This is a genomic window from Flavobacterium gawalongense (genome assembly GCF_007097265.1).
Taxonomy (GTDB): Bacteria; Bacteroidota; Bacteroidia; order Flavobacteriales; family Flavobacteriaceae; genus Flavobacterium; species Flavobacterium gawalongense.
In genome coordinates, this window is record NZ_VJZP01000006.1 from 128,753 (window position 1) to 149,541 (window position 20,789).

At 32.9% G+C, this 20,789-nt stretch carries 25 protein-coding genes; 7 read left to right on the forward strand and 18 right to left on the reverse strand.

From position 1 onward, the window contains the following. Positions 1 to 155: 155 nt before the first annotated feature. Positions 156 to 974, reverse strand: a complete 819-nt coding sequence (gene kdsA / locus FNW38_RS05390) for a 3-deoxy-8-phosphooctulonate synthase (RefSeq protein ID WP_143386242.1) — start codon at positions 972 to 974, stop codon at positions 156 to 158. Between the two features lie 252 nt (positions 975 to 1,226). Beyond that, complete coding sequence (locus tag FNW38_RS05395) at positions 1,227 to 1,676, reverse strand: 2-dehydro-3-deoxyphosphooctonate aldolase (protein WP_144064663.1); 450 nt, start codon at positions 1,674 to 1,676, stop codon at positions 1,227 to 1,229. 227 nt (positions 1,677 to 1,903) lie between these two features. Here FNW38_RS05395 and FNW38_RS05400 point away from each other — a divergent pair, with 227 nt between their 5' ends. Next, entirely contained in the window at positions 1,904 to 2,461 is a 558-nt protein-coding gene (locus tag FNW38_RS05400; RefSeq protein WP_144064664.1) for a YeeE/YedE family protein, read from the forward strand. A 3-nt stretch (positions 2,462 to 2,464) separates the two neighbouring features. Continuing rightward, complete coding sequence (locus FNW38_RS05405) at positions 2,465 to 2,878, forward strand: DUF6691 family protein (RefSeq protein ID WP_143386239.1); 414 nt, start codon at positions 2,465 to 2,467, stop codon at positions 2,876 to 2,878. 49 nt (positions 2,879 to 2,927) lie between these two features. On the opposite strand, the gene FNW38_RS05410 is transcribed toward FNW38_RS05405, so the two are convergent. The 9 genes from FNW38_RS05410 to FNW38_RS05450 form a co-directional block, all read right to left on the reverse strand. Continuing rightward, entirely contained in the window at positions 2,928 to 3,599 is a 672-nt protein-coding gene (locus FNW38_RS05410; protein ID WP_144064665.1) for a lysoplasmalogenase, read from the reverse strand. A 15-nt stretch (positions 3,600 to 3,614) separates the two neighbouring features. After that, positions 3,615 to 4,880: a sterol desaturase family protein gene (locus FNW38_RS05415; RefSeq protein WP_143386237.1), complete on the reverse strand. Its 1,266-nt coding sequence runs from the start codon at positions 4,878 to 4,880 to the stop codon at positions 3,615 to 3,617. 95 nt (positions 4,881 to 4,975) lie between these two features. Further along, entirely contained in the window at positions 4,976 to 5,251 is a 276-nt protein-coding gene (locus tag FNW38_RS05420) for an ATP-dependent Clp protease adaptor ClpS (RefSeq protein ID WP_143386236.1), read from the reverse strand. Positions 5,252 to 5,298: 47 nt separating this feature from the next. Beyond that, on the reverse strand, positions 5,299 to 6,159 hold the full coding sequence (gene prmA / locus FNW38_RS05425) for a 50S ribosomal protein L11 methyltransferase (RefSeq protein ID WP_143386235.1): 861 nt from the start codon (positions 6,157 to 6,159) through the stop codon (positions 5,299 to 5,301). A 120-nt stretch (positions 6,160 to 6,279) separates the two neighbouring features. Further along, entirely contained in the window at positions 6,280 to 7,080 is an 801-nt protein-coding gene (locus FNW38_RS05430) for a hypothetical protein (RefSeq protein WP_143386234.1), read from the reverse strand. Between the two features lie 293 nt (positions 7,081 to 7,373). After that, positions 7,374 to 8,126: a triose-phosphate isomerase gene (gene tpiA, locus FNW38_RS05435; RefSeq protein ID WP_143386233.1), complete on the reverse strand. Its 753-nt coding sequence runs from the start codon at positions 8,124 to 8,126 to the stop codon at positions 7,374 to 7,376. A 52-nt stretch (positions 8,127 to 8,178) separates the two neighbouring features. Continuing rightward, the gene (locus tag FNW38_RS05440; protein ID WP_143386232.1) at positions 8,179 to 8,673 is read right to left on the reverse strand and encodes a TlpA family protein disulfide reductase; all 495 of its coding nucleotides are present in this window, start codon (positions 8,671 to 8,673) and stop codon (positions 8,179 to 8,181) included. A 367-nt stretch (positions 8,674 to 9,040) separates the two neighbouring features. Beyond that, positions 9,041 to 10,141, reverse strand: coding sequence for a BT_3928 family protein (locus FNW38_RS05445; protein WP_144064666.1), 1,101 nt, complete (start codon positions 10,139 to 10,141; stop codon positions 9,041 to 9,043). Positions 10,142 to 10,151: 10 nt separating this feature from the next. Beyond that, positions 10,152 to 10,694 carry a DUF1599 domain-containing protein gene (locus tag FNW38_RS05450; protein WP_143386230.1) on the reverse strand — a complete coding sequence of 181 codons (543 nt, stop codon included), beginning with the start codon at positions 10,692 to 10,694 and terminating at the stop codon, positions 10,152 to 10,154. Positions 10,695 to 10,876: 182 nt separating this feature from the next. Between FNW38_RS05450 and folP the strand changes: the two genes are divergently transcribed. Both folP and FNW38_RS05460 read left to right on the forward strand, forming a co-directional pair. Further along, entirely contained in the window at positions 10,877 to 11,701 is an 825-nt protein-coding gene (gene folP, locus FNW38_RS05455; protein ID WP_143386229.1) for a dihydropteroate synthase, read from the forward strand. A gap of 2 nt (positions 11,702 to 11,703) precedes the next feature. Then, positions 11,704 to 12,336 (forward strand): hypothetical protein, encoded by a 633-nt coding sequence (locus FNW38_RS05460; RefSeq protein WP_144064667.1) that lies wholly within the window; start codon positions 11,704 to 11,706, stop codon positions 12,334 to 12,336. 156 nt (positions 12,337 to 12,492) lie between these two features. On the opposite strand, the gene FNW38_RS05465 is transcribed toward FNW38_RS05460, so the two are convergent. From FNW38_RS05465 to FNW38_RS05495, 7 genes are all read right to left on the reverse strand, one after another. Continuing rightward, a complete protein-coding gene (locus FNW38_RS05465) occupies positions 12,493 to 12,930 on the reverse strand; it encodes a CHRD domain-containing protein (protein ID WP_185963086.1) in 438 nt (145 codons plus the stop codon). Positions 12,931 to 13,358: 428 nt separating this feature from the next. Further along, a complete protein-coding gene (gene rlmH / locus FNW38_RS05470; RefSeq protein WP_039109797.1) occupies positions 13,359 to 13,832 on the reverse strand; it encodes a 23S rRNA (pseudouridine(1915)-N(3))-methyltransferase RlmH in 474 nt (157 codons plus the stop codon). Between the two features lie 293 nt (positions 13,833 to 14,125). Then, positions 14,126 to 14,554, reverse strand: coding sequence for an SRPBCC family protein (locus FNW38_RS05475; RefSeq protein WP_143386226.1), 429 nt, complete (start codon positions 14,552 to 14,554; stop codon positions 14,126 to 14,128). A gap of 8 nt (positions 14,555 to 14,562) precedes the next feature. Next, positions 14,563 to 15,006, reverse strand: a complete 444-nt coding sequence (locus FNW38_RS05480; RefSeq protein ID WP_143386225.1) for a VOC family protein — start codon at positions 15,004 to 15,006, stop codon at positions 14,563 to 14,565. Between the two features lie 61 nt (positions 15,007 to 15,067). After that, the gene (locus tag FNW38_RS05485; RefSeq protein WP_143386224.1) at positions 15,068 to 15,559 is read right to left on the reverse strand and encodes a VOC family protein; all 492 of its coding nucleotides are present in this window, start codon (positions 15,557 to 15,559) and stop codon (positions 15,068 to 15,070) included. 535 nt (positions 15,560 to 16,094) lie between these two features. Beyond that, positions 16,095 to 16,565 carry an SRPBCC family protein gene (locus FNW38_RS05490; protein WP_144064668.1) on the reverse strand — a complete coding sequence of 157 codons (471 nt, stop codon included), beginning with the start codon at positions 16,563 to 16,565 and terminating at the stop codon, positions 16,095 to 16,097. 60 nt (positions 16,566 to 16,625) lie between these two features. Further along, positions 16,626 to 17,084 carry a hypothetical protein gene (locus FNW38_RS05495; protein ID WP_144064669.1) on the reverse strand — a complete coding sequence of 153 codons (459 nt, stop codon included), beginning with the start codon at positions 17,082 to 17,084 and terminating at the stop codon, positions 16,626 to 16,628. Positions 17,085 to 17,424: 340 nt separating this feature from the next. Between FNW38_RS05495 and nadC the strand changes: the two genes are divergently transcribed. From nadC to FNW38_RS05510, 3 genes are all read left to right on the forward strand, one after another. Further along, positions 17,425 to 18,282, forward strand: a complete 858-nt coding sequence (nadC, locus tag FNW38_RS05500; protein ID WP_143386221.1) for a carboxylating nicotinate-nucleotide diphosphorylase — start codon at positions 17,425 to 17,427, stop codon at positions 18,280 to 18,282. A 3-nt stretch (positions 18,283 to 18,285) separates the two neighbouring features. Beyond that, the gene (locus FNW38_RS05505; protein WP_143386220.1) at positions 18,286 to 19,197 is read left to right on the forward strand and encodes a YihY/virulence factor BrkB family protein; all 912 of its coding nucleotides are present in this window, start codon (positions 18,286 to 18,288) and stop codon (positions 19,195 to 19,197) included. A 341-nt stretch (positions 19,198 to 19,538) separates the two neighbouring features. Next, positions 19,539 to 20,405 carry an NAD(P)H-hydrate dehydratase gene (locus tag FNW38_RS05510; protein ID WP_185963087.1) on the forward strand — a complete coding sequence of 289 codons (867 nt, stop codon included), beginning with the start codon at positions 19,539 to 19,541 and terminating at the stop codon, positions 20,403 to 20,405. Positions 20,406 to 20,789: the final 384 nt, after the last annotated feature.

Sequence of the window (20,789 nt, forward strand, 5' to 3'; positions counted from 1 at the left end):
TAATAATGGTATAAACAAATTTATAATTAAACTAAAACGTATCGCCATCATTTAAATAAAAAAATAGGTCAAACAAAAGGAGGCTATCATTTTTGACAGCCTCCCTTATATTTCATTTGAACATAAAAATGTTCAATACACTTTTGTATCTAAATTTAAAACTGATTTATAGTTTTTCTTATGGCAACTAATTTGGTCATTAAACCTTCAAAATAGTCTAAATGAAGCATATTAGCTCCATCACTTTTCGCATTAGCGGGATCAAAATGAGTTTCGATAAAAATTCCATCTACACCTACAGCAATTCCAGCTTTGGCAATAGTTTCGATCATATCAGGTCTTCCGCCAGTTACTCCAGCCGTTTGGTTGGGTTGTTGCAGCGAATGCGTAACATCAAGAACGGTAGTCGCATAGTGTTGCATCGTAGGAATTCCTCTAAAATCCACAATCATGTCTTGGTAGCCAAACATCGTTCCACGATCCGTAACCATTACGTTTTGATTGTTGCAATCCAGTACTTTTTGTACGGCATGTTTCATACTTTCCGGACTCATAAATTGTCCTTTTTTCAAGTTTACGACTTTTCCAGTATTGGCAGCAGCCACAACTAAATCAGTTTGACGAACCAAAAAAGCGGGAATTTGAAGCACATCTACATATTGAGCAGCCATTTCCGCATCTTCATTGGTATGAATGTCAGTTACTGTAGGAACTCCAAAAGTTTCAGATACTTTTCTAAGGATTTTCAATGCTTTTTCATCTCCAATTCCAGAAAAACTGTCAATTCTAGAGCGATTAGCTTTCTTAAAAGAACCTTTAAATACAAATGGAATCTCCAGTTTATCTGTGATTCCAACTAGTTTTTCGGCAATGCGCATTGCCATTTCTTCCCCTTCAATGGCACAAGGACCAGCAAGTAGGAAGAAGTTACCACTTTCAGTATGTTTGATTTGTGGAATATGTTGTATGTTCATAAATATTTTTTTTTTGAAAGTGCAAAGGTAATTAGAAATTATGATTTAGTATTTTTTTGAAGCTAATTCCTGCTATCCGTTACAAATAAAATTCACTGAACTCTAATAAAAATAAAACTTTGTGAAGTAATCTTTTCCTTTTTGGCAGCAAAAAAGAAAAAGATTTTCACTTCAAATGAAATTCACTGAACACCAATTAAAATAAATGCAGGGTGAAGTAATCAGGGCTAGGGAAGTCGTTTGTGTATTTAATTATTTTTTTAAAGTAAGACCAACGGGTACCATTAAAATTCCTTTTTCGTAAATATTCAAATAGAGTTTTACAGGTTTTTTTTGACCTTCCCATTTTAGTTCATACACATCCAGAAAACCTGCACCCAAATCAGTATTTTTTGTTGGAAACGGACAGCAGCTTTCTAATTTTGTATAGGTGATTTTCCCACCTTTAGGTCCAGCCAATGCATTCAAAAAACGTTCTTGATTAATCGTCTCGTTTGCTGTGTTTCCATAAAATAGGTTGATGGGATAGTCCTGGTCATAACCATATTTTTTGTCTTTACTATATTCCGTTATTAAAAAAGTATTTTGATCTGTAACTCTGAGATTAGGCGCATTGCTATCCACATTTTTCAAAGTAGATTTGGTACTTATGCAAGAAACACAAACGAGTAGCAAAGCGATAAAAAGTAGTGACTTTTTCATTTTTTCATATTTTTTTAAACTTCCTTAAACTTTGAACTAAGAATTATTTTGATTATTTTTTTCTTAATTTTGGAATACTATTTTATGCAATATAATAGTGTAACCTAATTTAAAAAATACAAATATAATCAGAACTTTAAACGGTTTCTTACTTTGAACAACAATTGTGCCTCAATTGTACTTTTTTTAAAAAACAGAATCCTTATTTTTACAAAAAAAGAAATAATATGAATTTAATTTATCAAACATGGTCTTGGTATGTTTCCGGATTTTTGATAGGCATGATTATGCTATGTCTTATCTATTTTGGAAAGACTTTCGGCATGTCTTCTAATCTACGCTCACTATGTTCTATGGCTGGTTTGGGTAAACGAGTGGAATTTTTTGATTTTGATTGGAAAGCACAACGTTGGAATTTAGCAGTTGTATTGGGAGCTATGTTGGGTGGTTTTGTTGCAGTTCATTTTATGGGTGATGCTTCAAATGTTGCTGTAAACCCAAAAACTATTGCACAGTTAGCGCAATTGGGAATTGATGCTCCAAACGGAAAATTAATGCCAGATGCACTTTTCGGTACACAAATTTGGCAATCTCCCAAAAGCATTTTTATCCTTATTATAGGAGGGGGTTTAATAGGTTTTGGTTCTCGTTATGCCGGAGGATGTACTTCAGGACATGCCATATCAGGCTTAAGTAATTTGCAACTTCCATCCTTAAAAGCCGTTATAGGATTTTTTGTTGGCGGATTGATTATGGCTCATTTTTTATTACCATTAATTTTTTAGAATATGAACGTATTAAAATATTTATTTGTCGGATTTGTTTTTGGAATTGTACTTACAAAATCAGAAGCGGTTTCATGGTACCGCATTTATGAAATGTTTCAATTTCAGTCATTTCACATGTATGGAATTATTGCTGTGGCTATTTTGACAGGAATTATTGGCATTCAAATCATAAAAAGAAATAACTTGAAAGATATAAAAGGACAACCAATAGAAATTATTGATAAAGAAGTAGGTTCTTCCCGCTATTGGATTGGCGGATTATTTTTTGGATTAGGTTGGGCTCTTGTAGGTTCTTGCCCAGGCCCGATATTTATTTTGCTGGGTGCTGGTTTCTGGAGTGTGCTCTTAGTGCTTTTGGGAGCTTTGTTAGGTACCTTTATTTATGGATTATTGAAAGATAAATTGCCTCATTAATCCCACTTTAATTAAAATTTTAAATAGCATTTTCTAAAATAAGTGAATGCTATTTTTTTCTGTTTAATTTCAAAATACCAACTACAATCAAGTATTGTGCTATTAAGTATGTTGCCATTATAAGAAAAGAACTAAAGGGAATGGGTTCATAAAATTTATTGAAAGCCAGAATACTATCCGAACTTACAAAAATAACAGCACCCAGTAATATATAAGCCCCAGCAGGTTTACTCCATTTTAAATACCCTTTAAATGCAAATAAAAGCATTGTAGACAGAACGATAGCATAAACCAAAACCGGCACTTTTAAATCGCCTAAAGTGGGTAATAATAGTAAAAACATTACTACTAAATATACAATAATAGCTGTGATGCCTACCCAGAAAACGGCATTGTTTCTGGACGAATTTATCCTTAATTGTTTGCTGAACAAAATGATATAAGCAATGTGCGAAATCAGGAATACTACTAATCCAAGTATAAAATATATTTCTGCTTGGTCAGCGAACATTAAAATTACATCTCCCATCCAAGAAAAAGTTAAGGCTATTGAAAGAAATCTTTTTGATGGAAAGTCTCCACAGAAATAAACTGCCGATATAAGAAAAGGAATCAAAAAGGGTTTTAAAAACCAGGCAATATCTTCTTTTCCTAAAATAATTAATAAAAGATAAAGAAAACTAATTCCTATATAGGCTTTGAATGATAAGGTACTTCTCATGAATTATTTTTAAGATTATGCTAACGCCACTTTTTCCTTTTCAAAATTTACGCTTACAAAATAGATTGTGGCTATTAATGATAACGTAAGATATCCAATAATGATATAATTTGCTAAAGGGAAAAGTTGATTCATTGAAAACCAGTCACCCAAATATGCAATTATAGCTATCCCAAATGCAAATCGGAGGATTTCCCAAAGTATTGAGATTTTTCGGGCATCCATTAGTTCGGTGTAACTATACACAGTGACAAAAATAAAAGCACCATATATAAATACGTTGGGTAAACCTATTATGGCAATAGAATTGTATAAATAGCTAATGAACAATAAAGTGATTATCGCTTGAACCATGGACCAAATCATGAGTTTTTTGGAGTGTTGGGTGCCATATTTTTCAAAATCATAAACATTCTTAATCTTGTGTACAGGATATTTTTCTTCAAAATTTTCTGGACGCCATCCCGTTGGTTTAAACCAAATGGCAAATTTGTCTTTCCAATTTTCGGCGCGCCAAGCATCCGTTATCATTAACCAAAGATGTTGAAAATTAATACGGATTGGATTCCAGGTTTGTGCGGGTCTTGTGATTCCAAAAACTGGCGGAACAGTTTCTAACTCTTCCTGAAATGTTCCAAATAACTTATCCCAAATTATAAATATTTGGGAATGGTTTTTATCCATATATTCTGGATTGATAGCATGATGCACCCGATGATGGGAGGGTGAAACAAGAATATTTTCCAGAAACCCAATTTTTTTAATGTGTTTGGTATGATACCAAAATTGAAGAAATAAATGAATGGGAAGTGTAACCGCAATCACTTTTGAAGGAACTCCGAAAAGAGCCGCAGGAATAAGCAGAAAAGTAAATAAATTTACAAAACTGGATATGGGTTGGCGTAAAGCACAAGCTAAGTTAAACTCTTCGCTACTGTGATGAATAGCATGTTTATTCCATAAAAAATTGATTTGATGCGAGAAACGATGGCTCCAATAGCCATAAAAATCGATAGCTATAAAACCGATGAGGTAAGCAAGGGTAGTAGCCTCTAAATGGAAAAGTGCTATTTTAGAAACAATCCAATCATAAGAAATGAGTGTGATGCTAAGTCCTAAAACATCTTTTACGGAATTGACCATTCCTGAACTTACGCTCGAAACAGAATCCATATTAGGAGAAGTGTTTTCTCCTTTATAATGGCCATATGTTTTTTCTATTATGATTAATATCAAAAAAACGGGCATTACAAAAACTAAAATTTTACCGTATTCTTCCATAAAAGCCTAATTTATTGTTCAAATATATAATAAAAGTATATATTTTTTGAATTATTTACAATAATTCTATAATAGACTATGTGATTTAAATACGGCTATATAATTTCAGCAGTTAATCCAGCTTCTAATAGTTGGGTACACTGAGGTTTTAGTTTGTTGTAAGGACCTGTTTTTACCGTACATTTTCCGTTGTAATGAACAATCAACGAACATTGTTCCGCTTGTTCTGCAGTGTGATTACAAACACGTATTAAAGTTTCTATAACATGATCAAAAGTGTTTACATCATCATTATAGACAATAATTTCGTTATTTATTGATATAATTTCTTTTACACTGACTCTTTCTCTTACTTTTTCTTTAGTACTCATTTTGTAGGTTTTTTGTACTCGTTTTATTAATAAAAAAAAATATTAAACTAATTTACGTATTTTAAAGAAACCCAATTATTTTTTTGGAACTTTTTAACATAAGTTAACCCTTTCTCAGTACAAGAAGCGTCAATAAATGGGATGTCTTCTTCATAGAAACCGCTTAAAAGTAAGGTTCCTTTTGGATTCAAACAATCCACATAACTTTGCATATCGTTCAACAAAATATTTCTATTGATGTTAGCAATTATCAAATCATATTTTTTGTCTTTCAACAATGCGGCATCTCCTTCATAAACTGAAATATGTCCACAATTATTGCGTTCGGCATTTTCGATAGAATTCAAATAACACCAGTTGTCAATATCAATGGCATCAATAGGCTGAGCACCTTTCATTTCAGCAAGAATAGCTAAAATTGCGGTTCCGCAACCCATGTCAAGTGTTTTTAATCCAGTAACATCTATTTCCAATAAATGTTGAATCATCATGTGAGTGGTTTCGTGATGACCTGTTCCAAAACTCATTTTTGGTTCAATTACAATATCAAATTCGGCATCAGTTTTTGGATGAAAAGGCGCACGTACATGACAGTTTCCATCTACATCAATCGGTTCAAAATTCTTTTCCCATTCCTCATTCCAGTTGACTTGCTCGATTTCTTCAAAAGTGTAGTCAATTTTGAATTCCTCCGATTGTAAAATGTGAATGTCATTAAGAATCATTTCATCCCATAAATCTTTTTGCACAAAAGCAGAAATACCAGTTTCGGTTTCAGTAAAACTTTCAAATGCTTTTTCTCCTAATTGGGCAATTAATATTTCCGAACCTAATTGCTTCGCCTGTTCGCTATCGCTCGAGTCTTTTGGTTCTATGGTAAAATGATATCCGATATAAATGTTTGACATGTTTTTTTTTGCAAAGGTAAGTAAATATTCAAGGAAATTTTAAACTAGGCATTATAAACCGTAAGGTTTGACGCAATGAAATATTATAAATGGTATGTGAAAAAGACGCTGTTTAATTTTTTATATAAAATCGTTGATCACAATTTTAAGGTCATGAATTGGTTTTAATGAAATCTCTGTTCCACTCTCACCATTTTGGGAATAATCGAATGGATTATCAAGGTCTTTGATTAACATAAACATATAAGAAATTAAAAACGTTACTACTAATGTAAAAAATAGCGAAGCATAAAAGGGCTCGATTTTTATAATTAGAAGACAGCATCCAATTAAAAAACCCATTGCTTCCAGAATTGCATAAGCTGAACCAATAAAATCAGTGTCTCTGATGGTATCGATTCTCAATATCATTTTTCGAAGACTATTTTGCTCATTTTTCATTTTAATGATATACCCCGCTTGAATTCCTTCTTTATCAAGCTCAATAAAAAAATGATTCATATCGCTTATTTTTTTTAATATTGATTCGGTTTTTTCATTTTTGTAAAACCAATCAACAAGGGAACTGTAAAAGGATTTTTGGAATTCTATAAATTCGAGAGCTGTTGGAGTATTTTTGCTTTTATAAATAGTGTAAGTGTCATCAAATAATGATTTCATGGATGCCGAAAGTTCACTGGGCAATTTTTCACTCTCCTTATAATCGGATAGTACACCACTAATTAAAAATCCTATAAGGAATATGGTACCAGCCACTAAACTTGTAAAAAGTGCATTTAATTCAATTACTTCTAATCCATAATTATGGGAAATAATTTTTAATGTTGCTATTAAAATGATTAAAGGGATTATTCGGATTGCAATGGACCATTTTTGCCAAATTTTTCTTCCTGATTTTTTAATTAAACCTTCTGATTTCATGGGTTTTTGTATTGTGTTTTTTTGAATTATTTATTTGTAACTATTCTAGAACTAAATAGAAACCATTTTGTTGTTACCAAGTCAAAAATACACCAGGTTTTAAGCCATTTGATAGTATAAGCAATTGTTATTAATTTCCTTCCTGCCTTTATATCTTTGTGTCAATTTATGATTATTTACCTTAGTTGCTAAAGTAAGATATGAATAGTTTTGTTTATTTCTAAGTTAGATAAAAAAAATCCCCAATTACATTTGTAATTGAGGATTCTATTTACAAAGTTTAATCTAAATTATTAAATAGCATTTACAATTGCTACAAAATCATCTGCTTTTAGTGCAGCTCCACCAATAAGACCACCGTCTACATCCGGTTTAGAGAAAATTTCTTTTGCATTTTCTGGTTTTACACTTCCTCCGTAAAGAATTGAAACATCTTCTGCGATATCGCTTCCAAAAGCTTTACGAACCGTTTCTCTGATGAATTCGTGCATTTCTTGTGCTTGTTCCGGAGAAGCTGTTTCTCCAGTTCCAATTGCCCAAACTGGCTCATATGCTAAAACAACATTTGCCCAGTCTTTAGCTTCAATATGAAACAAACCATCTCGCAATTGATTTTCAACTACATTAAAATGATTTTTAGATTGACGGTCTTTTAATTCTTCACCAAAACAGAAAATAACAGTCATGTCATGTTCTAAAGCGGTATTTACTTTACTAGCAATTAAAGCATCTGTTTCATTGAAAATTGCTCTACGCTCTGAATGTCCAAGAATTACGATATTGACACCTACACTTTTAAGCATATCAGCTGAAATTTCACCTGTAAAAGCACCACTTTCTGCCTGATGTACATTTTGTGCGGCTACATCAATATTGGTAAACTCTAAATGATCTACAGCAGAAGCCAAGTTAACAAAAGTTGGAGCGACAATCACTTGTGCCTTAGTCTCTGTTGGGATTTTTGCAATTAATTCGTTCAATAAATCTTCCGTTTGTTCTGCGTTTTTATGCATTTTCCAGTTTCCTGCTACGATCTTCTTTCTCATTTTTCTTGTTTTTATTTTAGTTAGATAGTTTGTTTTGAAATTAATAGTGCTATTATTTCAATTTTTTTAAAGTTTCATTTATTAAGTCAAAATCAGTTTCTATCGCACGATATAAAACAATTTTGCCGGTTTTGTCTATAATTATATATCTTGGAATCCAATCCAGGTCAATCGCTTTTGCAAAAACACCTTTCATCTGGTCATTTGCCATGAAGTGTTCTCCTTTCATTTCGTGTTTTTCAATACCGATTTTCCATTTATCGGCTGTTTTATCCATAGAAATAAATACATAAGCCACATCTGGATTATTAGCCTGTAATTCTTTGATTTTCGGCATCGCTTTTACACAATCGCCACACCAAGAGGCCCAAACTTCTATCACTAGAGTTTTGCCTTTATATTTTTTTAAAATATTCTTAAAAGCAACTTGGCTTCCATCAGCTGATAACAATGTTTCTGATAATGCTTCTTTTGAAAATGCCGTTTTTTGAGCATTAGTGCAAGAAAAGGTAATGAAAGCAATGAATAAAGCGAATATTTTTTTCATCTTTTAAAATTTTGGAACAAAGTTAAACAAACAATTTGATTGGAGAATATAGATTAGATAATTTTGAATTCTCCGCTATTATATCACAAAAAATGATTTTTTTGTAATGTTAAAAGTAGTGAAATCGTAATAGTTAGACTTTAAAAGAAGTGTTTGTTTAATTAAATTGAAATTTTAGCTCTTAAAACAAACCAATTTATTACTTTTTGAGACATATTTCTGCAAAAATGCAATATTAAATGTTGTAGTTACTCTAGTAATGAAAGTGAAATATCTTTTTATTGTGAATCTATTTTAGGAAAAAGTGTTGAATATATAAAATTGTTTAAGGTTTAAAATTTCATATTTCAAGTAACTTTAAACTTTTTTATAACTTCAAATCTGCAAGATCATTATGATGCACTTTTTGTTTTATCGTTCCTTTTTCAAGAATTACAATACTAGGATTGGCTCTTTCAATAGTTTTTAAAGTGATGGCATCACAAAAATAGAAATCGAATGTTATTCCGGATTGTTTTTTTGATTTTTCAATTTCTTCTGGTGAAGAAGCTGTCATACCAATTACTTTATAGCCTTTTGCTTTAGCTTCCTTGTTTAATTTCTCCATTTTGGCTAAGCCACTTTGATCTGCATTTACCAAATCATAAGTCACAATGATGACCAATTTGGGCTCTTCTAACAACTCATCTTTATAATCGGAGCCGTCTTTTTCCATAGTAAAATCATGGATAGGAGGGATATAACCTTCTATAATTACTTTGTCTTTTCGATCCACAAAAGCTGCTCCTTCAGGAAGAGCCATTAAATCCTTTTCAGTAAATTCCTTGTCAACGCCATTTACTTTATAAATGAAAACCATTTCTACTACGCTTTTTGGTGCATTATCAGGAATTCTCATTCCTTTTTGGATATTATTTCCCACCTTGAACGGTCTGAAATCTATCAATGGTAAATGGTTTAAAACCCAAACTCCCATAAACGAACACAAAATCACGCTAGTATAAATAATTATGTTTTGAACATTATTGCTAAATAATGGTTGAACCAGTTTTTTGTTGAAAAACAATATTAGAATGAAAAATAACAAAACAATGTCTTTAGTGAAGGACTGCCACGGTGTAAGTTTCAAAGCGTCTCCAAAGCAACCGCAATCTTTCACCACATTATAATAAGCAGAATAAAAAGTCAAGAAAGTAAATAGTACAATCAAAACCAGTAAACTCCAAATTGTGAATTTTGTTTTGTATCCAATAAGTAGCATAATGCCCAAAACCACTTCAAGAATCACTAGAAACAAAGCGATTCCCAAGGCAAATGGAACAAAAAAGGGCATATTGAAAACCGGCTCACTAAAATATTCAGCTAATTTATAAGAAAACCCAATTGGGTCATTTAGTTTGATTAATCCCGAAATGATAAATAGTATTCCAACGAAAATTCTAGAAAATTGTGTAATTATATTTTTCATAGTTTTATTTTTATTTACAAAAACCCATTAAAATCAATGCAAAAACCGAATAATTAATCATATCCTGATAATTTGCATCAATACCTTCAGAAACCAAAGTTTTACCTTTATTATCTTCAATTTGTTTTACACGAAGTAGTTTTTGCAAAATCAAATCCGTTAACGAACTAACGCGCATGTCGCGCCAAGCTTCACCATAATCATGATTTTTGTCTTCCATTAACTCTTTGGTTAATTTAACTTTAGCATCGTATAATTCGGTTGCTTTTTCGACATCTAAATCAGGTTGGTCAGCAACGCCTAATTCCAATTGAATCAATGCCATAATGGAATAATTGATAATTCCGATGAATTCACCCGTTTCATCTTCATCAATTTTACGGACTTCGTTTTCTTGTAAACTTCTTATTCTTTGGGCTTTAATGTAGATTTGGTCTGTCAACGAAGGCAATCTTAAAATACGCCATGCGCATCCGTAATCTTTCATTTTGTTGATAAACAGCGAGCGACAAATCGCAATCACGGTATCATATTCCTTTGAAGTATTCTTCATTATTGGTGTATATTTGTCTAAAATTTTTTCAAAAGTAAAGAATTAAGATTTAAGTACAAAGGACAAAGACTGTTAACCGCAAATAGAACACTGCGGCTGAATGTTGAATGAAGATTAACGAATGTTGAATGCAGAAGTTTTGATAACTGATAACTGAGACTGAACACTGAATACTAAAAAAAATGACTATTAACTGCAAAGGACAACTCATAGACGTATCAACTCCCAAGGTAATGGGAATTTTGAATGTTACGCCCAACTCTTTTTTTGATGGTGGAAAGTATAAAAATGAAAACGAAATACTTTCTCAAGTCGAAAAAATGCTAATAGATGGCGCTACATTCATTGATTTAGGCGCATATTCCAGTAAGCCTAGTGCCGAATTTGTCTCTGAACAAGAAGAAATTTCGAGAATTATTCCCGCTATTGATTTGATTTTAAAACATTTTCCGGAAACTATTCTGTCTATTGATACTTTTAGAAGTGAAGTGGCGAAAGCGAGTATCGAAAACGGTGCTGCTATCATTAACGATATCGCCGCTGGAAATCTGGACGATAAAATGTTTGAGGTAATTGCAAAATACAATGTTCCTTACATCATGATGCACATGCGAGGCAATCCACAAACGATGCAAAAGCTCACAAATTATGAGGATATTGTAAAAGAAATGTTGTTTTATTTTTCGGAATTAATTGCCAAAGCAAGAAGTTTTGGAATCAATGATTTAATTATTGATCCAGGCTTTGGCTTTGCCAAAACAATAGAACAGAATTATGAAGTTTTTCAAAAAATGGAATTATTTAAAATGCTTGAACTACCACTTCTTATTGGAATTTCCAGAAAATCAATGATTTATAAATCACTGAATACCAATGTGGAAAAAGCGTTGAACGGAACCACAGTTTTAAATACTTTGGCATTAACCAAAGGTGCAAAAATCCTTCGTGTTCATGATGTAAAAGAAGCGATGGAATGCGTTACGCTATTTAATAAAATCAATCTATAAGCATGAAATATTTTAGTCTGATTGTTCTTTTTACTTTTCTTTCCTGTGGTAATAAAGAAGACATATTATTGCCAAAAGCAAATACAACGATTGTCAAAAATGTAGATGATCTTTCACCAATTTATATTTTTTTTAGAACAAAAGAGAAAGATACTTTGGCTGAAGTAAACAGAAAAAACGAAATTATTTCTACCAATTGGATTTTCAATATTGACAAGCGTTTGCCTTTGCGATTGGTAATTCCTGAAGTCATGAAACTGCAACAAAAAAAGCGGGAAGAAAAGGCTCATAAAAATGAATTAGCACAGAATTATTATTCCTATGCCGATACTATTGGAAAAAACTTAGCCTTTATTCCTTTTACAAATGTGTTTTACAAATTAGAAAAACCGAAGTCAGGAATAGTTGTCTTTTTTTTGAAAAATAACGAAGTTCAGGTTAATAATGTAATTGTAAAAAAAGAAAAATTTCAAGATTATCTGAATACATTACCAAGCGACAAGTCTAATAAATATGTATTTTGCTTTGCAAAAGAGTTGTCTTTCGGAAGCTATTTGCAGTATGAGATTTTGATACAAAGTTTAAAATTTTCAATGTCGGAATTAAATGTTGGCAACGAAGAGTTTGTTTACTGACCCAAAAAAAAGCGACGCTTTTTGGAATTGACAACGTTTGGGACTTTCTAAACGACTTAAATAGGGGGCGGGGAATTAGGACAAACGCAAAAGCCTTTCTTTTTTGCGAAAGAAAGGCTTTACCGATGAAACGGTACAAAAATAGAATGTTATTATTTAATAAGATCCTCCTCCTGTCCCCTGTTTAAAAAGCTGTCCCCTTATTTCTCCCAGTGGCAACGAATATGTAGCACTATGTATGTTTACATAATAAAGCTCGGCTTTAAGGTCAGCTTCCTGGGCAGTTGTTAACGCAGGACTTGTGTAAGTGTAAGTTGTTGCAGAGGTACTGGTTAAAGGAAAAACAATATCCCCACTGACCCCTACGGCACCTTTATGGATATGGGCGACATTAGCTCCTACAACATTGTGTGTTACTGTAATCGAAAATATTTTTGTGGTATTATTGAATGTAAGCACTGCAGTTCCTGTTGCTGTCGAATTATTAGGAGGAACTTCCCTCACACCACTTAAGGTAGCATTAAAAGTTGTTGTGGTTGGGATTGGAGTAGGATCGCTTGAGTAGCCGTCTCCATCGCAGGAAAATAGACCCAATAAAATAATTGAAATTGCTAAAAACCTAATTAAGAGTTTCATGATAAAAATATTTAAAAGGTTAAAAAAAATGTAATCGCTACTTTTAACAAGTCGCGTGTCCCTGATTGGATCAAGAAGTGAGTGTAAGTAGCCTAGACTTAAAATAATAATAAATTTAAGGATTTTATATTTTAAATAAATTAATTTATTGTTAAAATATTGATTTTAAGATAGTTGTGTTTTGTGTTCTAATGATTATCTAATTGGAGTCGTTAGCGGGTACAATAGCAAAGAAAAAATAGAAGGGTTGAAATTATGTCATAAATTCGCCTGGATACAAATTTTTACAAATTGTTTTTTTATAAAACCGAAAATAGATTTTTCTAAATGTTGATTAGGATGTGAAGTTTTTGAACTGAAAACTGCGACTGGACACTGCAAACTAATTATTGATGATGATATGGCTCATTTCTCAAAATTGTAAATCCACGATACAATTGTTCTATAAAAAACAACCGTACCATTTGGTGTGAAAAAGTCATTAACGAAAGGGAGATTTTTCCCTGCGCTTTGGCATAAACCGTTTCCGAAAAGCCATAAGGACCACCAATTACGAAAACTAAGGTTTTAACACCGGAATTCATTTTCTTTTGTAATTCTTCTGAAAAACCAACGCTGGAAAAATTTTTTCCGTTTTCATCCAATAAAATGAGTTGGTCTGTAGGTGTGATTTTTGCCAAAATTAATTCGCCTTCTTTTTCTTTCTGCTGACTTTCAGACAGGTTTTTTACATTCTTGATGTCAGGAATAATATCCAAATCGAACTTGATATAAAAAGACAAACGCTTGGTGTAATCATCTATCAAAGATTGTAAAGCTTTGTTATCGGTTTTACCTATAGCAATAAGTTTGATGTTCATTTTGTGGAATTTCAGAGGCGCAAAGATAGAAAATTGATATTGTATTTGATTAACAAAAAAGCCCATTTATATCCTAACATATGGACACAAGTAGAATAAGAACGCAGATGACGCTGATTAAACGAATTTATACTGATTTATAAGTTAATATAAAAAAGTCAAACACGAATTTCACTAATTTCCACTAATTAATTCGTGTAAATTAGTGAAATTCGTGTTTAAATATCTAATCCAAAATTTGTGTTTATACGGTAAGGATATAAATGGACTTTTTGAGCTAGTTCTTGATTTTTTTACAATTTAGATTCTGTATATTTTTTGAAGTTATTCAATATGGATTGCCAACCCGACTGTTGCATGGCTATTGGATTTTCATTTTCGGCTTCAAAAACTTCAATAACTTTTGTCTTATCGTCTCCATTAGAAAAGTGAACTTTTACTTTTCGACTGTCACCAATTGTATATTCAATAAGTTCATTCGATTTTATATCGTCATAAGTACCTTCAAAATCAAATCCCATACTGCCATCTTTCGCTTCCATTCTTGAAACAAATTTGCCTCCAATTTTCAAATCATTTTCGGCTCGGGTTGTGTGCCAGTCATCAGAGGCATTGTTCCATTTAACGATATCATCAGGGTTTGTCCACTTTTTCCAAACTGTATCAATTGGGGCATTAACAACAGTTTCAACTGTTATCAATGTTTTGGTTTTCTTGTCCATAACTCAATTTATTCTGTTTTTTCAACACAGTTAAACATCCATTGAACACCGAATTTATCTGTGCAACTTCCATAATAGGCTCCCCAAAACATTACTTGAAGTTCCATAGTTATGGTTCCTCCATTTGACAATGATTCAAATAATTTTTTTGTTTCGGCTCTTGTGTCTGGTTCCAAATTGATATAAACATTGTTGCCAAAATTAACTTTAAAACCCATTGATTCAGGAGCGTCAGTTCCCATTAAAATGTGTCCGCCAAGAATTGGTAATTCAATGTGCATGATTAGATTTTTATCATTTTCATCAATTGGAGGCATTCCTTCTGTTGCTGGAATGTCTTTGAATCGTGCTATTCCGCCTCCGCTAAATTCTCCTCCAAATACGGATTTGTAAAAATTAAATGCTTCCTCTGTATTGCGAGGAAAGTTTAGATATGTGCTTACTCGTGCCATTTTTATTTGTTTTTTAATTAAATAATTTCTTTGGATTGCTTTTTTTGAAGGTTTAATTATTTTAACCATGATAGGCTGTTTCTAGCTTTTCGATATCAATTTTTACCATTTGCATTATCGCCTGCATAACCCGGTTTGATTTTTCACTATCGTTGCTTTGTAGCATTTCACCCAATATAACCGGTACAATTTGCCAGGAAACACCAAATTTATCTTTCAGCCATCCGCATTGTTGAATTTGCCCGCCCTCAGAAAGTTTTTCCCAAAACGAATCAATCTCCCGTTGGTTTTCACAATTAATGATGAATGAAATAGCTTCCGAAAAGGTAAATACCGGTCCACCATTCAAAGCCAAAAAATCTTCTCCGTCTAATTGAAATGGAATCGTTAAAACTGTTCCTTCCGGCAATGGTGCATTTTTACCGTAATGGGTTGCTTTTCCAATTTTTGAATTTTTAAAAACAGATGCGTAAAAAGTCACTGCTTCTTCTGCATTATCATTAAACCATAAACAAGGTGTGATTTTTTGGGTGATTATTTTTTTATTTTCCATAAAACAGCTTTTTATGTATTGAACTTAAATTACAAAACAGGAAAAAATAAGGAGATTGCATCATTTTAAACAAGCAATTATTTTGGGATATTAAAAGTACAAAATTAGTTAAAAATAAAAAGTTAATCTAAATGTATTTTTGTTAATTAATTGTAAATCAAATATTTGATTACTTGTTTTTAATGCTGATAGACCTGAATCGGATAATTAACTAATTGATTTTCAATTCAAATTATCCCGTAGGGATTCAATATTGGTAGAAAATTAATTGATAAATCAAAAAATATCCTGTAGGGATTATACCTGCAGATTAATGTATAATTCCTAACGGAACAAAAATCATTGGTTTCCAATTTTTTACTACCAATATAAAGTTCCTACGGAAGAAAATAATAATCGAATTTAGGTAATTAATATAAAGAGCTGCTTAATAGTTTTTATAGGAATATTTGAGGAGCTTTTTTAAGTGCTTTTTTTCTTGTGTTTTCTTGGAAGTCAACAGTAATAGTTCTCCGAGCTGTGTGATGTTTATTATTTACTCATTAAGTTCCTTTGGAAATCTGTCAAAAACTAAATTTAGCTGAATGTTATGTTCCAAATAAGCTTTTAAACCTGCTAAAACCAATGTAAATCCTTCTGTTGAATCCCGTATTTGTGAGATAAGTTTTTCCGTTTCGCCCTGAAACCCGCTATTAACAATGCTTACAAAAGTTCCAACTTCTCCTAAATTTTTAAATGTCCATTCAACGGTTGAAATTTCATCATAGTTTCCCCATTCAATTATGATTTTTTTATTCCGTTCTATCGTTTTAGTTCTAACCAAAATAGAATGATTGTACATTTCCCAAGTCCATTCGGTTTCTTTTCCTTCTTCAAGTTTTCCTGAACTCTTAGTAAACCAAAATTTAGTTGTAATTTCTGGATTTATAAATGCCTGAAAAACGTGTTCAATGGGTTTTCTAATTAGCATTTCAGCTTTTGCATAATATTTTGTTTCTTTAGTCATGATTTTGATTTTTCAAACGAATTCGTGCCAGTTCTCATGTAAACGTACGCTATCTTAAAATTATGACTTAGGCAATGGTGCGCCAACGGCAATATCACATCGGTGGTTTGTTTGACCGTGTGGTGGGTTCATTCCTTCAGGAGTGGGTGTAGTTACTGTTGGAGCAGAAGTTACGGGATTAGTAGAAACTGGTTGAATTACTGGAGTATTTTTAGCTGTGGCTACCGGAGAATTTAATGGAGCACCAACAGGGATATCACAACGATGACCGGGTTGACCGTGCGCTGGATTCATTCCTTTGGCAACAGGGGCTGGTGTTGCCAAAGCCTTATTTTGATTGACCATATTGGGGTCTTGTTGTACTTGAGAAGAAATTGCGGATTGATTCTGCATCTGTTTTCCAACCTCGGTAAAGGGAACTACGTTTGTTGGAGTAGTGCTTTGTTGTGGTTCGAGTTCTTTTTTACAAGAAGCCAATAGTATTGAGGAAACAAAAAGGAGGCTTAAAAAAGATTTCATAAACAGTGTTTTTTGTTGTTACTGAAACCAAATATAGGATTTTAAATAATACTGGACTAAATAATAAGGATTGATTTTAAGGGCTTTACTTTCCAAATGGCAGAATGGACTATCATACTAACTTTTTCTTTGGTATTTGTTAAGAAGCCATCTTTTAGTGTGACTTTATGGTGAGCTTTGGTTTAGTATCAGGAGATTCCATCACAACCTCGTCTTTTATAGCTTTGCAATGCTTTATTAAAAATAGATTCGTTTGCTTCTTTTCTAAAGAACCCAGCGAACATGTTTTTAAATCCACAAAATAAATCTTACTTTAGCATTCCATAAATTTCCTATAAAAATGATTAGCGAAGCACAGTTCGAAAACGAGTTACACATACTAATAGAAAACGCCATAAGGGAAGATGTTGGTCCAGGTGATTATAGCTCTTTGGCCTGTATTCCTGCAACGGCAACTGGAAAAGCGAAGTTACTTGTGAAAGAAGATGGTATTATTGCCGGTGTGGCTTTCGCCAAAATGGTTTTCGAATATGTAGATTCTAATTTGCAAATAGAAACGTTCATTGAGGACGGAACTCCGGTGAAATATGGTGATGTTGTTTTTCATGTTTCGGGAAGCTCACAATCCATCTTGAAATCGGAACGGGTAGTTTTGAATTCGATGCAGAGAATGTCGGCAATCGCTACCAAAACCAAAGAATATGTTCAGCTTCTGGAAGGAACAAAAACTAAAATCCTCGACACACGCAAAACAACGCCTGGTTTCAGAGCTTGTGAAAAGTGGGCAGTGAAAATTGGAGGTGGCGAAAACCATCGTTTTGCTTTATATGATATGATTATGCTCAAAGATAATCACAATGATTTTGCCGGCGGAATTCCTTTGGCTATAGCCAAAACCAAAGCCTATCTCAAAGAAAATAATCTGGATTTGAAAATCATTGTCGAAGCCAGAAATTTAGACGAAATCAAAGAAATCTTGCAGAGCGAAGGCGTTTATAGAATTCTGATAGACAATTTCAATTATGAAGATACCCGAAAAGCAGTAGCTTTGATAGGAGACAAATGCCAAACCGAATCATCGGGAAATATCAATGAAAACACGATTCGTCATTATGCGGAATGTGGTGTGAATTATATTTCGTCTGGAGCCTTAACACATTCTGTTTATAATATGGATTTGAGCTTAAAAGCAATTTAGTTTATGTCAGCAGAAATAGAAGAAAGAATAGAAAAAATCCTCGTAATACGGAATCTTGCCCGAGGGTTAAAAAAGATAAAACTCCCATGGTTACAGGGATTGTCTTTGTATGATTTATTGGAATTGTACGGATTAGGAATTGTCGAAAGTGCCTTGACCTATCATGCCAGTGCGATTGCATTTAGTTTCTTCATGGCATTATTTCCTTTTGCGCTGTTCATATTAAATCTTATTCCCTACATTCCCATTGAAGGTTTTCAGGATGATTTTCTTCTATTTGTAAAAGAAGGAGTACCGCCAAACACGTATGACGCCATTTATAAAATTATCAATGATATTCTCAATAACAGTGATTCCGGTTTATTGTCTTCGGGATTTATATTGTCTATTTTTCTGATGGCAAATGGGTTAAATGGAATTTTAGGAGGCTTTGAATCCTCGCGTCATGTCCTCATCAAAAGAGGATTTATACACCAATACATAGTTGCTCTGGCCATGTCATTATTATTGTCAGTGCTATTGATCGTTACCGTAGCAATAATAGTTGTTTTTGAGGTATTTATTCAAAAAACGATATTGAGTGACCAAGTTGAATTGATTATTTTAGGGCGATATGCATTTGTGATTTTAATGATTTTAGTCACAACTTCCATACTTTTCAAATTCGGTACAAAACATGACAAAAACAGGGCTTTTATCTCGATAGGTTCCGTATTTACTACTATATTGGTGCTTTTAGATTCTTATGCTTTTGGGATTTGGGTGATCCGATTCTCAAAATACAATGAATTATATGGCTCGATAGGAACCTTATTAATTCTGATGTTTTACATTTGGATCAACTGTATGATATTACTGCTGGGTTTTGAATTGAATGCTTCAGTAAATAAATTAAAAGCGAAAAAAGAAGCCTAATTTTTAGAGCTATTTCCTGCCTTCACTTCAAATGTAATTCACTGAACACCAAAATAAAATATTAAATTGGTGAGTAATCTTTTTATCCGCCGAAAAGGCGGATAAAAAGGATTTCCGTTGCAAATGTTTTCGTTCACTGAACTCCTATAAAAATAAAAGTTTAGTGAAGTAATCAGGGCTAGGGAATTTCGAATCCAAATAGTACATTTTGTAAATTGAAATAGTTACTTCTTCTTCAAGCACTAAAAAACGTAGTGCCTTTGTGTCTTAGTGGCAAAAAAAGTGACTTACTTAATTACTGCACAAACTTTTAAATTTGTAATTTTATACAAATAAATTCCATGATGAATCCAATTTATATAGACCAAAAAGAAATTCTCAAACACTATAAACAACCTGACAAATATACCCACAAAGGAATTCAGGGACACGCTATTATCATTGGTGGAAGTTATGGAAAAATAGGAGCGGTGACCTTGTCTTCCAAAGCTTGCTTGAAAACCGGTTGCGGATTAGTCACTGTTTTCATACCCAAATGCGGTTACGATATCCTTCAAATTTCCATTCCCGAAGTCATGGTTGTAACGGATAATCAGGAAAAATTTATCTCCAATATCACTTTCGATATCAAACCGCAAGCCATAGGAATAGGACCGGGGTTAGGCCTGGAAATCGAAACGCAACAAGCCGTTTATAAATTCTTAAAAATCAATAAAACATCTTTGGTAATCGATGCGGATGCGTTGAATATTCTATCTAAAAACAAAGAATGGCTTCCTTTATTATTGCCCAAAACCATAATTACGCCACATCCCAAAGAACTGGAACGATTAATCGGAAAATGGAATTCGGAAGAAGAGAAAATCGATAAAGCGATCACTTTTTCTAAACAATACCATCTGATTATTGTAATGAAAGGCGCGCCAACTCGTATTATTGATGAAGATACAATCTACGAAAACACTACAGGAAATGCCGCTTTGGCCACCGCAGGAAGCGGAGATGTCCTAACCGGAATGATTACCAGTTTATTGGCACAATCCTATGAACCAATTAGTGCTGCGATACTTGGCGTTTATCTTCATGGATTAACCGCTGATATCGCACTACCCGAAACCGGTTATCAGTCCTTTATTGCTTCTGATATTATTACGAATATTGGGAAAGCGTATTTGAGTTTAGAGAATAAGGATTGGAACTTCTTGTAATTTATTTCTCATTCGTCATTCCATCCTGATTTGTCATTCCGTTCCAGTTTGTCAATTCCGACAAAGGAGGAATCTCAACGGTATCGAAGTTTCGCTTAATAGAAAACCATCATTCTACAAAATAGGCCTTAAATTTATCCGAGTTATTTGTAAGTTTGTAATGTAAGTCAAGGTTTGGAATGTGCCTTTAGGCACTAAATATTGGGAGCAATTAGTTTCAAAATTTATTAGCGTGCCGTAGTGCGCGACAAAATGATAAATGTTGCGTACCTACGGCACGCTAAATCCGTTTCGATTCTTGTTTTCTACCAATATTTAGTGCCTTGTGGTACAAAAAAGTCTTTAACTTTTGATTTACATTTGTATTCAAGCAAAATAGCTTTA

Bases quoted from the DNA above. Each gene is read 5' to 3' on its own strand.
- FNW38_RS05480 (WP_143386225.1), bottom strand. From the start codon at position 15,006: ATGGCACGAGTAAGCACATATCTAAACTTTCCTCGCAATACAGAGGAA.
- rlmH (WP_039109797.1), bottom strand. From the start codon at position 13,832: ATGAACATCAAACTTATTGCTATAGGTAAAACCGATAACAAAGCTTTA.
- tpiA (WP_143386233.1), bottom strand. From the start codon at position 8,126: ATGAGAAAGAAGATCGTAGCAGGAAACTGGAAAATGCATAAAAACGCA.
- FNW38_RS05440 (WP_143386232.1), bottom strand. From the start codon at position 8,673: ATGAAAAAAATATTCGCTTTATTCATTGCTTTCATTACCTTTTCTTGC.
- FNW38_RS05415 (WP_143386237.1), bottom strand. From the start codon at position 4,880: ATGGAAGAATACGGTAAAATTTTAGTTTTTGTAATGCCCGTTTTTTTG.
- FNW38_RS05400 (WP_144064664.1), top strand. From the start codon at position 1,904: ATGAATTTAATTTATCAAACATGGTCTTGGTATGTTTCCGGATTTTTG.
- folP (WP_143386229.1), top strand. From the start codon at position 10,877: ATGACTATTAACTGCAAAGGACAACTCATAGACGTATCAACTCCCAAG.
- FNW38_RS05460 (WP_144064667.1), top strand. From the start codon at position 11,704: ATGAAATATTTTAGTCTGATTGTTCTTTTTACTTTTCTTTCCTGTGGT.
- FNW38_RS05445 (WP_144064666.1), bottom strand. From the start codon at position 10,141: ATGAAAAATATAATTACACAATTTTCTAGAATTTTCGTTGGAATACTA.
- FNW38_RS05475 (WP_143386226.1), bottom strand. From the start codon at position 14,554: ATGGACAAGAAAACCAAAACATTGATAACAGTTGAAACTGTTGTTAAT.
- FNW38_RS05485 (WP_143386224.1), bottom strand. From the start codon at position 15,559: ATGGAAAATAAAAAAATAATCACCCAAAAAATCACACCTTGTTTATGG.
- FNW38_RS05510 (WP_185963087.1), top strand. From the start codon at position 19,539: ATGATGAATCCAATTTATATAGACCAAAAAGAAATTCTCAAACACTAT.
- FNW38_RS05430 (WP_143386234.1), bottom strand. From the start codon at position 7,080: ATGAAATCAGAAGGTTTAATTAAAAAATCAGGAAGAAAAATTTGGCAA.
- FNW38_RS05450 (WP_143386230.1), bottom strand. From the start codon at position 10,694: ATGAAGAATACTTCAAAGGAATATGATACCGTGATTGCGATTTGTCGC.
- FNW38_RS05395 (WP_144064663.1), bottom strand. From the start codon at position 1,676: ATGAAAAAGTCACTACTTTTTATCGCTTTGCTACTCGTTTGTGTTTCT.
- FNW38_RS05490 (WP_144064668.1), bottom strand. From the start codon at position 16,565: ATGACTAAAGAAACAAAATATTATGCAAAAGCTGAAATGCTAATTAGA.
- prmA (WP_143386235.1), bottom strand. From the start codon at position 6,159: ATGTCAAACATTTATATCGGATATCATTTTACCATAGAACCAAAAGAC.
- nadC (WP_143386221.1), top strand. From the start codon at position 17,425: ATGATTAGCGAAGCACAGTTCGAAAACGAGTTACACATACTAATAGAA.
- FNW38_RS05495 (WP_144064669.1), bottom strand. From the start codon at position 17,084: ATGAAATCTTTTTTAAGCCTCCTTTTTGTTTCCTCAATACTATTGGCT.
- FNW38_RS05405 (WP_143386239.1), top strand. From the start codon at position 2,465: ATGAACGTATTAAAATATTTATTTGTCGGATTTGTTTTTGGAATTGTA.
- kdsA (WP_143386242.1), bottom strand. From the start codon at position 974: ATGAACATACAACATATTCCACAAATCAAACATACTGAAAGTGGTAAC.
- FNW38_RS05420 (WP_143386236.1), bottom strand. From the start codon at position 5,251: ATGAGTACTAAAGAAAAAGTAAGAGAAAGAGTCAGTGTAAAAGAAATT.
- FNW38_RS05410 (WP_144064665.1), bottom strand. From the start codon at position 3,599: ATGAGAAGTACCTTATCATTCAAAGCCTATATAGGAATTAGTTTTCTT.
- FNW38_RS05505 (WP_143386220.1), top strand. From the start codon at position 18,286: ATGTCAGCAGAAATAGAAGAAAGAATAGAAAAAATCCTCGTAATACGG.